This is a genomic window from Dactylosporangium sp. CS-047395 (genome assembly GCF_050942185.1).
Classification (GTDB): domain Bacteria; phylum Actinomycetota; class Actinomycetes; order Mycobacteriales; family Micromonosporaceae; genus Dactylosporangium.
This window is the reverse complement of sequence record NZ_CP192015.1, coordinates 122,520-135,078: the sequence shown is the minus strand read 5'-3', so window position 1 is coordinate 135,078 and position 12,559 is coordinate 122,520. Positions and strand designations below refer to the sequence as shown.

The 12,559-nt window shown below is 69.2% G+C and carries 14 protein-coding genes; 6 read left to right on the top strand and 8 right to left on the bottom strand.

Translation table 11 applies throughout. The annotated features are described in order from the left end of the window. Window positions 1–14 precede the first annotated feature (14 nt). The gene (locus tag ACQP00_RS00635; protein ID WP_433212767.1) at window positions 15–542 is read left to right on the top strand and encodes a hypothetical protein; all 528 of its coding nucleotides are present in this window, start codon (window positions 15–17) and stop codon (window positions 540–542) included. Window positions 543–579: 37 nt separating this feature from the next. Here ACQP00_RS00635 and ddaH read toward each other — a convergent pair whose 3' ends face one another. Continuing rightward, complete coding sequence (gene ddaH / locus ACQP00_RS00630; protein ID WP_433223596.1) at window positions 580–1,365, bottom strand: dimethylargininase; 786 nt, start codon at window positions 1,363–1,365, stop codon at window positions 580–582. An 86-nt stretch (window positions 1,366–1,451) separates the two neighbouring features. Here ddaH and ACQP00_RS00625 point away from each other — a divergent pair, with 86 nt between their 5' ends. Beyond that, the gene (locus ACQP00_RS00625) at window positions 1,452–1,940 is read left to right on the top strand and encodes an Lrp/AsnC family transcriptional regulator (protein WP_433212764.1); all 489 of its coding nucleotides are present in this window, start codon (window positions 1,452–1,454) and stop codon (window positions 1,938–1,940) included. A gap of 88 nt (window positions 1,941–2,028) precedes the next feature. Beyond that, window positions 2,029–3,783: a beta-propeller domain-containing protein gene (locus tag ACQP00_RS00620; protein ID WP_433212761.1), complete on the top strand. Its 1,755-nt coding sequence runs from the start codon at window positions 2,029–2,031 to the stop codon at window positions 3,781–3,783. A 160-nt stretch (window positions 3,784–3,943) separates the two neighbouring features. On the opposite strand, the gene ACQP00_RS00615 is transcribed toward ACQP00_RS00620, so the two are convergent. From ACQP00_RS00615 to mobA, 3 genes are read right to left on the bottom strand one after another with little or no spacing between them, the layout of a single operon-like run. After that, window positions 3,944–5,026 (bottom strand): T3SS (YopN, CesT) and YbjN peptide-binding chaperone 1, encoded by a 1,083-nt coding sequence (locus ACQP00_RS00615; protein ID WP_433212758.1) that lies wholly within the window; start codon window positions 5,024–5,026, stop codon window positions 3,944–3,946. A gap of 46 nt (window positions 5,027–5,072) precedes the next feature. Then, complete coding sequence (locus ACQP00_RS00610) at window positions 5,073–5,309, bottom strand: DUF6457 domain-containing protein (RefSeq protein WP_433212755.1); 237 nt, start codon at window positions 5,307–5,309, stop codon at window positions 5,073–5,075. Then, window positions 5,306–6,064 (bottom strand): molybdenum cofactor guanylyltransferase, encoded by a 759-nt coding sequence (gene mobA, locus ACQP00_RS00605; RefSeq protein ID WP_433212752.1) that lies wholly within the window; start codon window positions 6,062–6,064, stop codon window positions 5,306–5,308. Before mobA ends, ACQP00_RS00610 begins: the two co-directional genes overlap by 4 nt. Window positions 6,065–6,510: 446 nt before the next feature. On the opposite strand from mobA, the gene fdhD reads away from it, so the two are divergent. After that, window positions 6,511–7,326, top strand: coding sequence for a formate dehydrogenase accessory sulfurtransferase FdhD (gene fdhD / locus ACQP00_RS00600; RefSeq protein ID WP_433212749.1), 816 nt, complete (start codon window positions 6,511–6,513; stop codon window positions 7,324–7,326). Window positions 7,327–7,879: 553 nt separating this feature from the next. Here fdhD and ACQP00_RS00595 read toward each other — a convergent pair. The 4 genes from ACQP00_RS00595 to ACQP00_RS00580 all read right to left on the bottom strand — a co-directional run bounded on the left by ACQP00_RS00595 (window position 7,880) and on the right by ACQP00_RS00580 (window position 11,233). Beyond that, the gene (locus ACQP00_RS00595) at window positions 7,880–9,178 is read right to left on the bottom strand and encodes a DUF4192 domain-containing protein (RefSeq protein WP_433212746.1); all 1,299 of its coding nucleotides are present in this window, start codon (window positions 9,176–9,178) and stop codon (window positions 7,880–7,882) included. A 214-nt stretch (window positions 9,179–9,392) separates the two neighbouring features. Next, window positions 9,393–9,929: a GNAT family N-acetyltransferase gene (locus ACQP00_RS00590; RefSeq protein WP_433212743.1), complete on the bottom strand. Its 537-nt coding sequence runs from the start codon at window positions 9,927–9,929 to the stop codon at window positions 9,393–9,395. Window positions 9,930–10,163: 234 nt separating this feature from the next. After that, window positions 10,164–10,364, bottom strand: a complete 201-nt coding sequence (locus tag ACQP00_RS00585; RefSeq protein WP_433212740.1) for a DUF397 domain-containing protein — start codon at window positions 10,362–10,364, stop codon at window positions 10,164–10,166. Window positions 10,365–10,393: 29 nt separating this feature from the next. Further along, window positions 10,394–11,233 (bottom strand): helix-turn-helix domain-containing protein, encoded by an 840-nt coding sequence (locus tag ACQP00_RS00580; RefSeq protein WP_433212737.1) that lies wholly within the window; start codon window positions 11,231–11,233, stop codon window positions 10,394–10,396. A 174-nt stretch (window positions 11,234–11,407) separates the two neighbouring features. Between ACQP00_RS00580 and ACQP00_RS00575 the strand changes: the two genes are divergently transcribed. Continuing rightward, window positions 11,408–11,665, top strand: a complete 258-nt coding sequence (locus ACQP00_RS00575) for a hypothetical protein (RefSeq protein WP_433054537.1) — start codon at window positions 11,408–11,410, stop codon at window positions 11,663–11,665. Window positions 11,666–12,209: 544 nt separating this feature from the next. After that, window positions 12,210–12,347: a hypothetical protein gene (locus ACQP00_RS00570; protein WP_433212734.1), complete on the top strand. Its 138-nt coding sequence runs from the start codon at window positions 12,210–12,212 to the stop codon at window positions 12,345–12,347. Window positions 12,348–12,559 lie beyond the last annotated feature (212 nt).

The following is a 12,559-nucleotide window of genomic DNA, read 5'->3' as shown; positions in this document are numbered from 1 at the left end:
GAGGAGGTACCCCGATGAAACGCTCGCGGATAGGCCTGCTCTGCAGTGCGGCGGTGCTGACCGTGATCGGCACCCTGCCACCGGCGGCCGCGACGGCGCAGCCCACGCCGGAGCCCAGCGCACCCGGCTCGGCCGGTCCGCCCAAGCACGGGCAGCACCACGACATGCTCAAGGGCGTGCTGCACGGCGAGGGGACGGTGGAGACGAAGGACGGGCCGGTCCGCGTCGCCCTGCAGAACGGCGAGGCGACGACGGTGACCCGGACGACGGCGACGGTCCGCTCGTCGGACGGCTTCACGCGCTCCTGGCAGCTGCCGGCGGACCTGAAGGTGTACGACAAGCGGCACAACCAGCAGGCCAACGGCATTCAGCCCGGCATGCAGGTGACCGTCGCGGGCACGGCCGGCTCGGCGACCGGGAGCGCGTGGACCGCGAAGTGGGTCGTGCTGCGGGGCGAGGCGCCCAGCGAGCAGCCCTCGCCCGACACGCCAACCAACCCGCCGGGTCTGATGACGAACGCACCCCCGCCCGGCGCACCGTAACGCTGGAGCCCGGCTTACTTTGTTGGGAAGCCGGGCTTCAGGCCCGCAGTTCGGCGATGCAGCACTTCACGCTGCCGCCGCCCTTCTTGAGCTCGCTCAGCTCGACCGGGACGGGGACGTACCCGGCCTCGCGCAGCCGCGCCGCCAGGCCCGTGGCCTCGCTGTTGAGCACCACGTTGCGCCCGTCGGAGACGAGGTTGAGGCCGAACGCGAGCGCGTCCTCCTCGGTCGCCACCACCGCGTCCGGGAAGAGCTGGGCGAGCACCCGCCGCGACGACTCGGAGAAGGCCCCCGGGTAGTACACGACGTTGGCGTCGTCGAGCGGCTGCAGCGCCACGTCGAGGTGGTACATGCGCGGATCGACCAGCCGCAGCGAGACCACCGGCCGGCCGAGCGCCTCCTGCGCCTCCGCGTGCGCGGCGACCTCGGTCCGGAAGCCGTGCCCGGCGAGCACCAGGCCGCCGAACGCCGCGGGCAGATAGGTGAAGTCACCCTCGCCCTCGTTGGTCTCCGACGGCATCACGTACCGCCAGCCGAGCGTGTCGTAGAACCGCCGGTGCGCGTCCGCCTCGGCGCTGCGCTGCGGGTACTTGAACTTCGCGCCGTAGACGACGCCGTCGACCGAGAACGCGCCGTTGGCCGCGTAGACCATGTCCGGCAGGCCGATCTCCGGCGCCAGGACGTGCACCTCGTGGCCCAGGCGGACCAGCGCCTCGCGCAGGCCCTCCCACTGCTTCACGGCCAGCTCGGTGTCGACCGGGGCGGTGGTGTCCATCCAGGGATTGATCGCGTATTCCACCACGAAATGCTCGGGTGGCGACATGAGATACGACCGCGTCACGAGATCAAACGGTAGAGTCGCCGTGTTTCACAAAGTAGCGAGAAAAGTTGCTTTCGAGAGGGGATTCATTGCGTCTCGACCCGATCGACCAGCGAATCATTGCACTGCTGCAGGAGGACGCCCGCTCATCGTATGCCGACATCGGCGACCGGGTGGCGCTGTCCGCCCCGGCGGTCAAACGCCGCGTCGACCGGCTCCGATCCAGCGGAGTGATCCGCGGCTATACGGCCATGATCGACCCGGGCGCGGTCGGCTGGACCACCGAGGCGTTCGTCGAGCTCTTCTGCACCGGGCGCACCTCGCCGGCACAGCTCAAGGCGGCGGCCCAGCGGCATCCGGCGGTCGTCGGGGCGTACACCATCTCGGGTGAGGCGGACGCGCTCGTCCATTTGCGCGCGATGGACATGGCCGGACTCGAGGAGGCGCTGGAGAAGCTGCGGGCCGAGCCGTTCGTGACCTCGACGCGGAGCATGATCGTGCTGTCGCGGCTGGTGGAGACGCTCGCACCACGAATCGCGGCGGACCCGGGAACCGGGGGCGGGCCGGCGTCGTCGTAGAGCCATGAGACGCGCCGCTCTTGTGCTGAGCGCCATTTGCCTGGCTCTTGCTGGATGTACCGTCGAGTCCGATTTGTCGGAAATCTCGGTGCCATCATCTCCGCCCGCGCTCAAACTGGTCGCTTACGACGACTGCGGGGAGCTGGTCAAGGGCCTGCGCACGGCCGCCGCGGAGGCCGTCGGCCCGTGGGGGTTCGGCAATCTTCCGGGCGGGATTCGGACCACGCTCAACGCCGGGGCCGTCCCTGACGCAAAAGCCGCTGCACCCGGCGCGGATGCCGACTTCTCGGGCACCAATACGCACGAGGCCGGCGTCGACGAACCTGACTTCGTCAAGTCTGACGGCAAGCGGATCGTCACCCTCACCGTCGGCAAGCTGATCGTGATCGACGCCGCCACCCGCAAGGTCAGCGCCACCCTCCCGCTCGGCGACGCCAGTGCCGTCGACAAGGCGGCCGTCGGAGCCAGCCAGCTGCTGCTGTCGAGCGACCGCGCGCTCGTGATCGGCTACGACTACTCCGACCCGCGGTCCGGCGGGGTGCTGCTGACCCTCGTCGACCTCGCCGGAACCCCGAAGATCCTTGGCTCGTACCGCATCGACGGCGCCTTCGTCGACGCCCGCCAGATCGGCAACGTGGCCCGGGTGGTAATCCGCTCCGCGCCGCGCATCGAGTTCCCCGACTCGGTCAAGGGCCGGCAGAGCAAGAGCGACGACGAGCGGGTGGCGGCCAACCGGGCCGTGATCGCGGCCGCGCCGGTGGAGGCCTGGCTGCCCCGGTACACCTCGATCGACGCCGCCGGCGGCAAGACCGACGGGCAGGTCGGCTGCGGTGCGGTACAACTGCCGGAAACGTATTCGGGAACGTCGCTGTTGACCGTGACCAGCTTCGATCTCGGCGCGGCCGGCCTCGGCACCGGGGACCCGGCGACGGTCGCGGCCGACGGCGGCACCGTCTACGCCAACGGCCCCAGCCTGTACGTCGCGAACGACCAGCGCTGGCGCTCCGGCCCCGGCGTGCTGGTCAAGCGGGCCGGCCCGGCGCCGGACCCGAAGACCCAGCTGTTCAAGTTCACGATCGCGGGCACCGCCAAGCCGAAGTACGTCGCGGCCGGCGAGGTCCCGGGCTGGCTGATCAACCAGTACGCGCTGTCCGAGTGGGACGGCCGCCTGCGGGTGGCGACGACGACGAACGAGGCCTCGACCGTCTACGTGCTCGAACAGCGCGGCGGCACGCTCACCGAGGCCGGCAAGGTCGGCGGCCTGGGCAAGGGCGAGCGGATCTACTCGGTGCGCTTCATCGGCAGCACGGGGTATGTCGTCACCTTCAAGCAGACCGACCCGCTGTACACGCTCGACCTGAGCAACCCCGCCGCCCCGCGCGTACTGGGCGAACTCAAGATCACCGGCTACTCGGCGTACCTGCACCCGGCGGGCGACGGCCGGCTGCTCGGCGTCGGCCAGGAGGCCACCCAGCAGGGCCGGGTGCAGGGCCTGCAGGTCTCACTGTTCGACGTGCGCGATCTCTCCGCGCCGGCCCGGCTGGCCCAGTTCCAGGTCCCCGGCACCGGCTCGGAGGCCGAATTCGACCCGCACGCCTTCCTCTTCTGGCCCGCGACGGGTTCGCTGGTACTGCCCACAAACGGTCGCCAGCCGAGCGCCCTGGTGCTGACGATCCACGACAACCAGGTCACGAAGGCGGGGTCGATCGTGCACCCCGGCCAGTACAGCTACATCACCAGATCGCTGGTGATCGGCGGCACGCTGTGGACCGTCTCCAACCACGGCCTGCAGGCGAACGACCTCACGACGCTCGCCCAACAGGCCTGGATCCAACTCGACTAGGCCCTGTCCTGCCGATCATGTCGAGCCGAGACGGAGTCCAGATTTCGTCTGCGTGCGCGCCGTGGAGGCCTGGTTACCGGGGTTGTAACCCGGCCTTCGCGGCGGGTGCGCAGGCGGAATCTGGGCCCGTCGCAGGCCGGCATGATCGGCAGGACAGGGCCTACAGGTACATGCCCGTTCGTTCGCTCTCGCCGGCGATGGCCTGCGTCTGCTTCGGCTTGTCGCCCTCGCCGAAGAAGCGCTTGCCGCCGAACTCGCCGTGCAGCCGGTCGTCCAGCTCGTCCGCGAGCCCGGTCATCACCTGCACGGCGAGCATGAGGTGGGTGGCCTGGAAGTCGCGCCCGAACACCGGAACGCTGGCCCACACGGTGTCGTTCGTGCAGTACAGGCGGCCGATCGGCATGCGGTTGGTCAGCTCGGAGAGCTTCACGTAGAGCCGCTCGGTCGGCTCCACCTCGGTCAGGATCGGCGAGAACACGTCGACCAGCGGCGGGTTGTCACGCACCCGCACGAACACCATCGCCGACCCCGACCGGATGCCGATGTCCCCATCGGGATCGATCGGCAACTCCTCGGGCGTGGTCTTCATGAGCTTCGCGACGACTGTGGTCACCTTGTCGTACAGCGGCAGGTCCTCGGTCTGCTCGGAGAGCTCGGCGAGACTCCCCGCGCCCGGCCGGACCACGTCGACGACCCCGTCGCCGTCCGCGTCCGCGATCGAGGCGAGCGACCGCGCCACCCCGAGCGCCGGCACCGGCGCGACCCGCCCCTCGGCGTCATGCGCCAAGTACGTCAGGAAGGCCGGGTGCGGCGCCCCATAGCTGTCCCGCAGCGTGCGCGTGATCAGCCGGCTCAGCTGCTGCGCCTCGCCCTTGCCGACCCGCAGCCCGAACGACTCGCCCGCCCCCGCCACCACTCCGGGCGGCGACCAACCCAGCGCCACAATTTCCGCGATGACGGTACGGTCGAGCCGATACGCCGGCGGCAGATCCGCATTACTCACGGCCGTGGCCGCAAGCTGATCGTCCTCTTCACCGGTAACCTGCACCGAGTACACCGCGTCCCCGGTCCCGGAGGCCGTGGGGTCGAGCGTCACGTCGAGCGTGGTCCCCGGTTCGAGCCCGCGCAGCCCGTCCACCAGTTGCCGCGCAAACTCCCGCCAGGCCTCGGCCACCTTCTCCTTGAGGTTGCCACCCGCCGGGTCCTCGTCGTCGAACAGCGCATTGCCGGGCTCACCAGCCATGATCGCCTCCCTCTCCCGCGCCCTCACCCTATCCAGAGTCGATCGCTCACTCAGCGCGGGTGGCCAGCCGACTCAACTCGGCACTGGTGGCCTGCACATCCGCCCCTTGCCCAACGGCCACCCCGAGCAGAAACGCCGTGAGCGGCGCCCCCGGCCGAGCCACGTTGTGCGCCACATCGCGGGCAAGGTCGAGCACTGCTTTGCGTACCGCCTCGTCGGGCGCCGCAACCCCCACCGCCCCCGCCGCCGCAGCCAACCACTCTCCAAGCACGTCCTCACTCACTGCGCTGCCCCTTCTTTGCCACTCTCGCCCTTTTCGGCCCTCTCGCCCTTCTTACCGCTCTCGCCTTTCTCGGCACTCTCAAGATCTTCTTCGGTATCGCAGTCAAAATACGGAGCCCGCGCACCGTCCCACCGCACCTCGTTGACCTCGAGATGCTGGATGAGACGCTTCAGCGACCCCCCGCTCGGCTCCCCAAACTGCTCAATGGCACGCCGAAGGGCCGCGACCCGCCAGACCCCGCAGAGCAGTTGCCGCCGCCCTTCCCCATCGACAAACACTGCCCCGTCTTTCGCCCCGAGCCCACGCACGAGTACTCGAATCGCCCGACCAGACAAATACGGCAAATCCGCCGCAAGCAGCGCAACAACACCCAGCTCTTCATCTACTACAGCGCGTTCTCCACCGCGTTCTACGACGTGTTCGGCGGGGTGTTCCGCAGCGTGTTCTGAGGTGTGTTCTGAGGTGTGTTCCGGTGCATGGTCTGGAGCGCGTTCGGCGGGGTGTTCTCGGGCATGCTCTGAGGCGCGTTCTGCGGGGTGTCCTGCGGCGCTTTTTTCGGCGAGGCGAACGACTTCGGCGATCCCCACAACGGCCGCAGCCACAGGCCCTCCCCCGACCGGCTCCTCCCGCACCACCGTGATCCCCGACGGCAGCCCACCCCGATCGGGCCCGACAACAACAATGGGCGAAGCCCCCACTTCAGCCACCGCGTCAATAACCCCCGCCAGCATGGGCACCCCACCGACAGCAACCATCGGCTTGTCCCGCCCCCCAAGCCGAGAGGCCCGCCCGCCCGCAAGAATCACCGCAGCAAGCCGTACGTTCCCCAATCCCAGGTGGCCCTCAAGCACAACGAGAACTTACCGTCGGATGAGAACGGGAAACGCCACCACCGCTCCACCAAGGGGGCAGCCAGATGGGCCGCGTCACGCAACGCCGCACCATAATCCGCGTCCACCTACAGGACCGCCCAGCCGCCCAGCCACCCTCGCAACCCCTGGCGACCCCGGCCTCCTCGGCCACCTCGGCTACCCCCGCCATGCCCAGCGCCGAACCTGGCGCACCCACCGCAAAGCAGCCCACCCTCGCCACTGTCCCCACGTCCGCCGCTGAACTTGGCGCACCCACAGCGGAGCAGCCCACCTCGCCCCGACCGACCACGGCCGTAGCAACCCTGATCCCCACCCCGCACCCGACCCAGGTGGATACCGTTCGCGTCGAAGCGCGCATAGCCCCCGACACGCTGGCGGCCGAGGAACCCCTGGAGATCCGCGTAGGCGGCGAAGCCCTGGCCGTAACCATGCGCACCCCAGGCGACGACCTGGACCTGGCCATAGGTTTCTTGCTGACCGAGGGCGTAATCCACCAGTCGTCAGACGTAGTGACAGCCAAGCTGTGCGCCGGCGACGAGGAACCCAACTCGTACAACGTGGTGGACGTCCGCCTGAGCCCCCACATCCCGGCTCCCGCCACTCAGCAGGCCGCCCGCAACTTCTACACCACCTCCTCCTGCGGCATCTGCGGCAAGGCAAGCATCGACGCAGTCCGCACCCGCTCCCCTTTCGACGTGGCCGGCGACCCCTTGAAGGTCGAGCCCGAAGTCCTGGCGGCCCTGCCCGACGCCCTCCGCCAACACCAGCGAGCCTTCGAAACAACAGGCGGCCTCCACGCCGCCGGCCTCTTCACCCCCGACGGCGACCTGGTCTGCCTGCGAGAGGACATCGGCCGCCACAACGCAGTCGACAAGGTCATCGGCTGGGCCGTACGCCAGGAACGCCTCCCCCTCTCCAACCACCTCCTCATGGTCAGCGGCCGAGCCAGCTTCGAGCTCTGCCAAAAGGCCTGGATGGCCGGCCTCCCCCTGCTGGCCGCGGTCTCCGCCCCCAGCACCCTCGCCGTAGACCTGGCCACCGAGGCCGGCCTAACCCTCGTCGGCTTCCTACGCGGCCCAACCTTCAACGTCTACTCCGCCCCCCACCGCCTAACCGGCGTCCCACCCCTCCCTTCACGTCGCTAACAGCCCTCGCCCGCTCAGCCCACGCGCGCCGTCTCCCTCAGCCACGGCCTCACGCAAGCCGACCTCGCCTCATCACCCCACGCCCGCCGCCCTCTGCCACATCGACGGCGCGGAGCAATACCACGAGACCCAAGGACGGGCACGAGACCCAGGACGCGCACGAGGCGGCGTTCGGCAAAGCTCTGGATGACCGCCCACCTCGACCCGTTCGATCCCGCCGCCTCCGTCCCGCCGCCTCCGTCCCGCCGCCTCCGTCCCGCCGCCTCCGTCCCGCCGCCTCCGTCCCGCCGCCTCCGTCCCGCCGCCTCCGTCCCGCCGCCTCCGTCCCGCCGCCTCCGCGCCGCCGCCGCCGCCGCACTGCCGCCGCCGCACTGCCGCCGCCGCAGTGCCGCCGCCTCCGTCCCGCCGCCTCCGTCCCGCCGCCTCCGTGCGTCAGCCCTCGATCTGCAGCCACCCTGTGTGGGCCGACGCGCCCGTCAGCCCACACGGCTCCTCCACATCGGCCCCGTCCGCCCACGCACAGTCCGGCCCACGTCCGAAGCGCTCGCCCCGCTCAACCCACGTCGGTTGCTCCCTCGACTCCATCGGCGGCCAACGACTCAACCCCGTCCGCCACCGAACAGACGCCCGCCCGGGATCGGGGCCGCATTCGGGAGCGAGGCCCAACCCTTGAACCGCTGCCCGAGCTGCCTGAACCGCTGCCCGAGCTGCCTGAACCGCTCGCGGCAACGCCCGTGCTTTCCGCACCGCCGATCGAGTCCGAGCGGTCGCCCGAGGCCGTGGCTGAGGCGGTGCCGGTGTGGGCGAAGCTCAAAGCCCGTGCCGATACCCGGCGAGTCTTGCGGCGCCTTCGGCGGGAGCGGCCGATCGGCGGTACCTGCTCCGGCGACAACCCCCGCCCCAGGATTTCCGCCATCAGGCCGGCCGCCGAGTACCCCGCGTCCGCGTCAAAAGCGCGATCCAGCGCCAGCGTCGCGTGCAGCCCGTTCCCGAGTCGCCAGGACAGGTAGGACAGCAGCACCGCCGAAGGGGCGCAAGCGGCCGGCTCGCATCGGCGCACCATGTCCGTCCAGAGCCGTAGGTGGCCCTCGGTCGTCGAGCCGTTGCGGGTGTCGCGGTCCAAGCGTTCCCACGCGCGGTCGCGGAAGTCGACGATCAGGAGCAGGACCTGCAGCCACGCGAGTTCGTCGTCGGTCAGGCGGCCGCCCGACTCGTAGCGGGTGAGGGCGGCGTCGAGGGCGGCGCGGCCGGCGGCGACGGCGGCTGCACGTACGAGAGCCGGGTTTTTGTCTGTGACCAGCCTGATCATCCGGAGTTTGGCGCGGTCGCCGGCCTCTTCGATGGCCACCAGGGCCGGGCCGACGGGGCCGTTGAACGACGCCGCGACCGCTGCTCGCGACGGCAGGGCGACCATCCCCGCGAGGGTCGCCTCGGCCGCGATGATCGTGGTGGACGGGTCGAACCGGCGGCCCTCCGGCGGGCAGCATCCGGGCACCTTGCACAGCAGCGACCAGAAGCGGCCCTCGTGCGTTCGCAGCGCGTCCAGGACGGTGATGCCGCGGGCCGTCATCGCCGCCCGCACGGCCTCGAGGAAGGGCTCGGCCCGCGCCGGTGGTCCGTAGCCCACCAGCAGGGCGCCGTCTATGCCATTGCGCCGGAACAGCCGGCCGTAGTGGTCGGCCAGCACCACCGCGGCGTCGTGGTCGTGGGGCAGGTCGCCGCGCAGCTGGAGGTGCAGCCCGCTGCCGCGCATGCCGAGGGCGACCAGGCTGTCGGTGGGGTGGAAGCCCAGCAGGTAGGGCATGGCCGAGAGAAGTTCGACGGGACCGCGCAGGCGCATTCGGGAAGCCATGCCCACGAGCCTCGTCCCGCCCGCACGCACTCCGGAAGACCGGATTTCTTTCTGTGGATAACCGCCCCGCCGCTGTCCACAGGCCTTGCGAACGTTACGAAAACCGCCCACCCAGCACCGCAGAGTAGACCAAAACGGACGAACCCCAAAAAATGATGATATAGGAGATATGTCGTGGCGCGCCAGCGCCCGACATATCTATATAGTGAGAGCGTCAGTACCGAAACCGAAGGTCGCACAAATCGACCCCGTCCCGAAACACCGACTCCCGCGACGACTGAAGATCAATAGACAACGTCAGCCGAGCAAGCGCGTCATACCCAGCCGCATGCAAGCACCGAATCGCATCAAGATTCCGAGCCGACGGCGAGATACTCAACCGCCCAAGCCCCCGCCGCCGCCCCTGCTCGGCCACATGCGAGAGCAACGTCCGCCCGATCCCCTCACCCCGCCGGGAAGAGGCGACCACCAACGGCTCCACCTCACCCCCGCGCCCGTCCAGCACAAGACCCACCATCCCGACGACCCCGCCGCCGACATCAGAGGCCACCCACATCCCCGACAGATCCAACCGGGTGAGGTACTCCTCGAAGGCCGCCCCGGAGTCGTCGTCGGACGTGGCCCCGTAGAGTCCCGCGTCCGCCGCGGTCATCTCGGCCCAGAGCTGGCGGCACTCGCGATGGTCGGTCGGACGGTACGACCGGATCGTGAGCGCGGACACCTGCGTCGCCGGCGACACCTGAGTGCTCATAACTCATAGTTACTCCGCCGGGCCGGATCGCGACACCCACATCGCAGGATTGCTACCCGGCCCGATTCGCCACTTTTGCTGCATCGCGCGGACCGCAGAGCACGAGATGTCCCTGGTAGGGCCCTTGCGTTAACATCAAAAATGGCTCGCAGCTACGACGAAGGGACGACCCGGTCGGGGGTCGTCCCTTCGCTGTTGCAAAGCCCGCCGAAAAACTAGGGGCGGGAGAGATCGTTACGGAAGGCGGAATTCGCCGTCCACGTCGACCGCGGCGATGAAGGTGTCCCATTCCGCGCGGGTGAAACGCACCGAGCCCGCGTCGGGGGAGTTGGAGTTGCGGACCTCGACGACGCCGTCGACGAACCGCGCTTCGACGCACTGTCCGTTGTTACCGCTTCGTGTGGGCTTGTGCCACTGCTCGTTCAGCGCAGCCATCTGCGCACTCCTTCGGGTCAAGGCCGAACTCAGTTCGCAGAATCCTCGATCATGTTGATCGACTCCAACGGGCTGAGCGCGGCAGCTCGCAGATTCTCGAACACGTCGGCGTACCGCTGGACATCATCGGCGGCCGGGTAGATGTCGCCGGTCATGGCCTCGGCGTACACGACGCTTGGTGCATCTTGGAACTTGAGAATCGCGAACGATCCAGCCATGCCGGCATATGCCCCTCCGGTGAAGGGCAGGATCTGGACCGTCACGTTTCTCGCCCGGCCCATGTCGGCCAGGTGCTTGAGCTGCGACCGCATGACGTCCGGCCCGCCGATGCTGCGCCGGATGACGCTCTCATCGAGGACCGTGATGAGCTGCAGGGGTGCTTCGGTGCGGGTGAGCAGGTTCTGCCGATCGCGGCGGGCCTTCACGTGCGCCTCGACGGCGTCCTCCGACTCACCGGGCGAGGCGGCCAGCAGGGCGCGGGTGTACTCCTCCGTCTGGAGCATGCCCGGCACCACGAGCGCCTCATAGTCGCGCATCTCGATCGCGCTGGACTCGAGCCCGATGTAGCGGGAGTAGCTCGCCGGCAGATCTCCGTAGCGGGCGAACCAGCCCCGCGTCTTGCCCTGCCGCGCGAGGACGATCAATGTGTCGATCTGTTCTTGATCAGTGACTTCGTAAATCTCGAGCAGGCGCTCCAGCGTGCTGCGCCGGATTCCGACCTTGCCGCCTTCCATCCGGCTGATGGTGCTCGGCGAGCAGTCCAGTTGCAGGCCGACGTCCTCCGTGGTGAGCCGGGCCTTCTCGCGCAACTCGCGAAGTTGCTTGCCCAACTGGAATCGCGGGAACGTGGGGCTGTGGGCGCTGGACACCGCTCACCTCCATTACTCAAGACGAGTGTGTCCGTTACCGGGGTACTGCGCAAGCGCGGGTTGGGTAAGCGATTGCCTTGCTCTACTCAACTTCGCAAGTCCGTATTGCCGTGAGAAACCTGCACGTGCATTCTGGACGCGTCGGATCGCACCTCGGCCGGAGGGAGATCAGCGGTGTTCGAGGACGATACGCTCCTGCTCGAAGGCGCGCCACGGCTCTTCGGCATTGTCGCTGATCCACTTGATGATGATCATCCGCAGGTCGTCGCCTGGGGGCACGAGCTGCCCGACCAGGCGGTGCTGACCTGGCGCCTGAGTAACGGGCAGACCGAGATCGCCGTGTTCCGTTCCGCCGAGGCCGCGCTGGCCACGGCGCAGCAGCTCTACGCCGCGCGCCTGCTCTGGACGGCGCCCGCGGTGCAGGGCGTCTGAGAGGCATCAATGCCGGTCATCTACGACCACGCCATCACCGATGCCCGCCGCCGCGTCGAGCGCCATCAGCCCCTGTCCGGCCGGCACGCCAAGGGCTGCACGGCGGGGTGCGCGCAGTGGCCATGCAAGCCGTTCGCCACGGCATGGGCGGTCGTCACGCGCAACTCGAACACGCGAGCCGGACGGTAGCCTCCCCAACGCCGAATCGGCCGACCGGAAATGTCCGATCGACCGACCCTGATGGATACCCGATTCTTTGATCTTGTCGTCCCACCCCGGCCACGCCCGATCCTGAATCGGCGGGCCCTCATCCGAAGGGGGTGGCGGCGTGACTTCTGCGGGCCGGCGGGTCCTGCTCGGAGTACCCCCGCCGCCTGAACCACCCGAACCGTGGGACGCCCGCGGCGCGGCATGAGGGCGTAATGGTGGCTGAGGTGCGGTCGGCACGGCGCCGAGCGAGTGCCGGGCCGCCGGCCCCGAGGCGTGCAGACCCGACGTCGGTCCGGAGCTCACCACGCCCGGCCCCGGCTGCGGTGCGGCGACGATGGGCGCGCGGGTCTGTGGCGCGCTGTCGAGCGTCGCGCTGCCGGCCACCACGACGATCATTGTCGGCACCGACGTGAGCAGGACCAACAGCGCGGAGATCAGCAACGGCCGCCGGTTGGGCGAAAACAGCCGGTGATGTCGCACGTCCGAAGACACCAGAACTCCAAACCTAGCGGGGTCAATCGGACTAACTGCACGCAACCCGGCAAAGACACGGAGTTAGCAGGACTCCATAGTGTCGATCCACACGCCTTCTGCGATGCTGGACACACACCGGCAACGGGGCCGTAGCCTCCGCATACCCTGCGAGGCAGAGCCCCGGGGTCGGCTCCCGGACATGACTGCCCG

Coding starts and splice junctions, on each gene's coding strand:
- ACQP00_RS00585 (WP_433212740.1), bottom strand. CDS start 10,364: ATGGCTGCGCTGAACGAGCAGTGGCACAAGCCCACACGAAGCGGTAAC.
- ACQP00_RS00635 (WP_433212767.1), top strand. CDS start 15: ATGAAACGCTCGCGGATAGGCCTGCTCTGCAGTGCGGCGGTGCTGACC.
- ACQP00_RS00595 (WP_433212746.1), bottom strand. CDS start 9,178: ATGGCTTCCCGAATGCGCCTGCGCGGTCCCGTCGAACTTCTCTCGGCC.
- mobA (WP_433212752.1), bottom strand. CDS start 6,064: ATGGTTGCTGTCGGTGGGGTGCCCATGCTGGCGGGGGTTATTGACGCG.
- ACQP00_RS00615 (WP_433212758.1), bottom strand. CDS start 5,026: ATGGCTGGTGAGCCCGGCAATGCGCTGTTCGACGACGAGGACCCGGCG.
- ddaH (WP_433223596.1), bottom strand. CDS start 1,365: ATGTCGCCACCCGAGCATTTCGTGGTGGAATACGCGATCAATCCCTGG.
- ACQP00_RS00590 (WP_433212743.1), bottom strand. CDS start 9,929: ATGAGCACTCAGGTGTCGCCGGCGACGCAGGTGTCCGCGCTCACGATC.
- ACQP00_RS00570 (WP_433212734.1), top strand. CDS start 12,210: ATGGGCGCGCGGGTCTGTGGCGCGCTGTCGAGCGTCGCGCTGCCGGCC.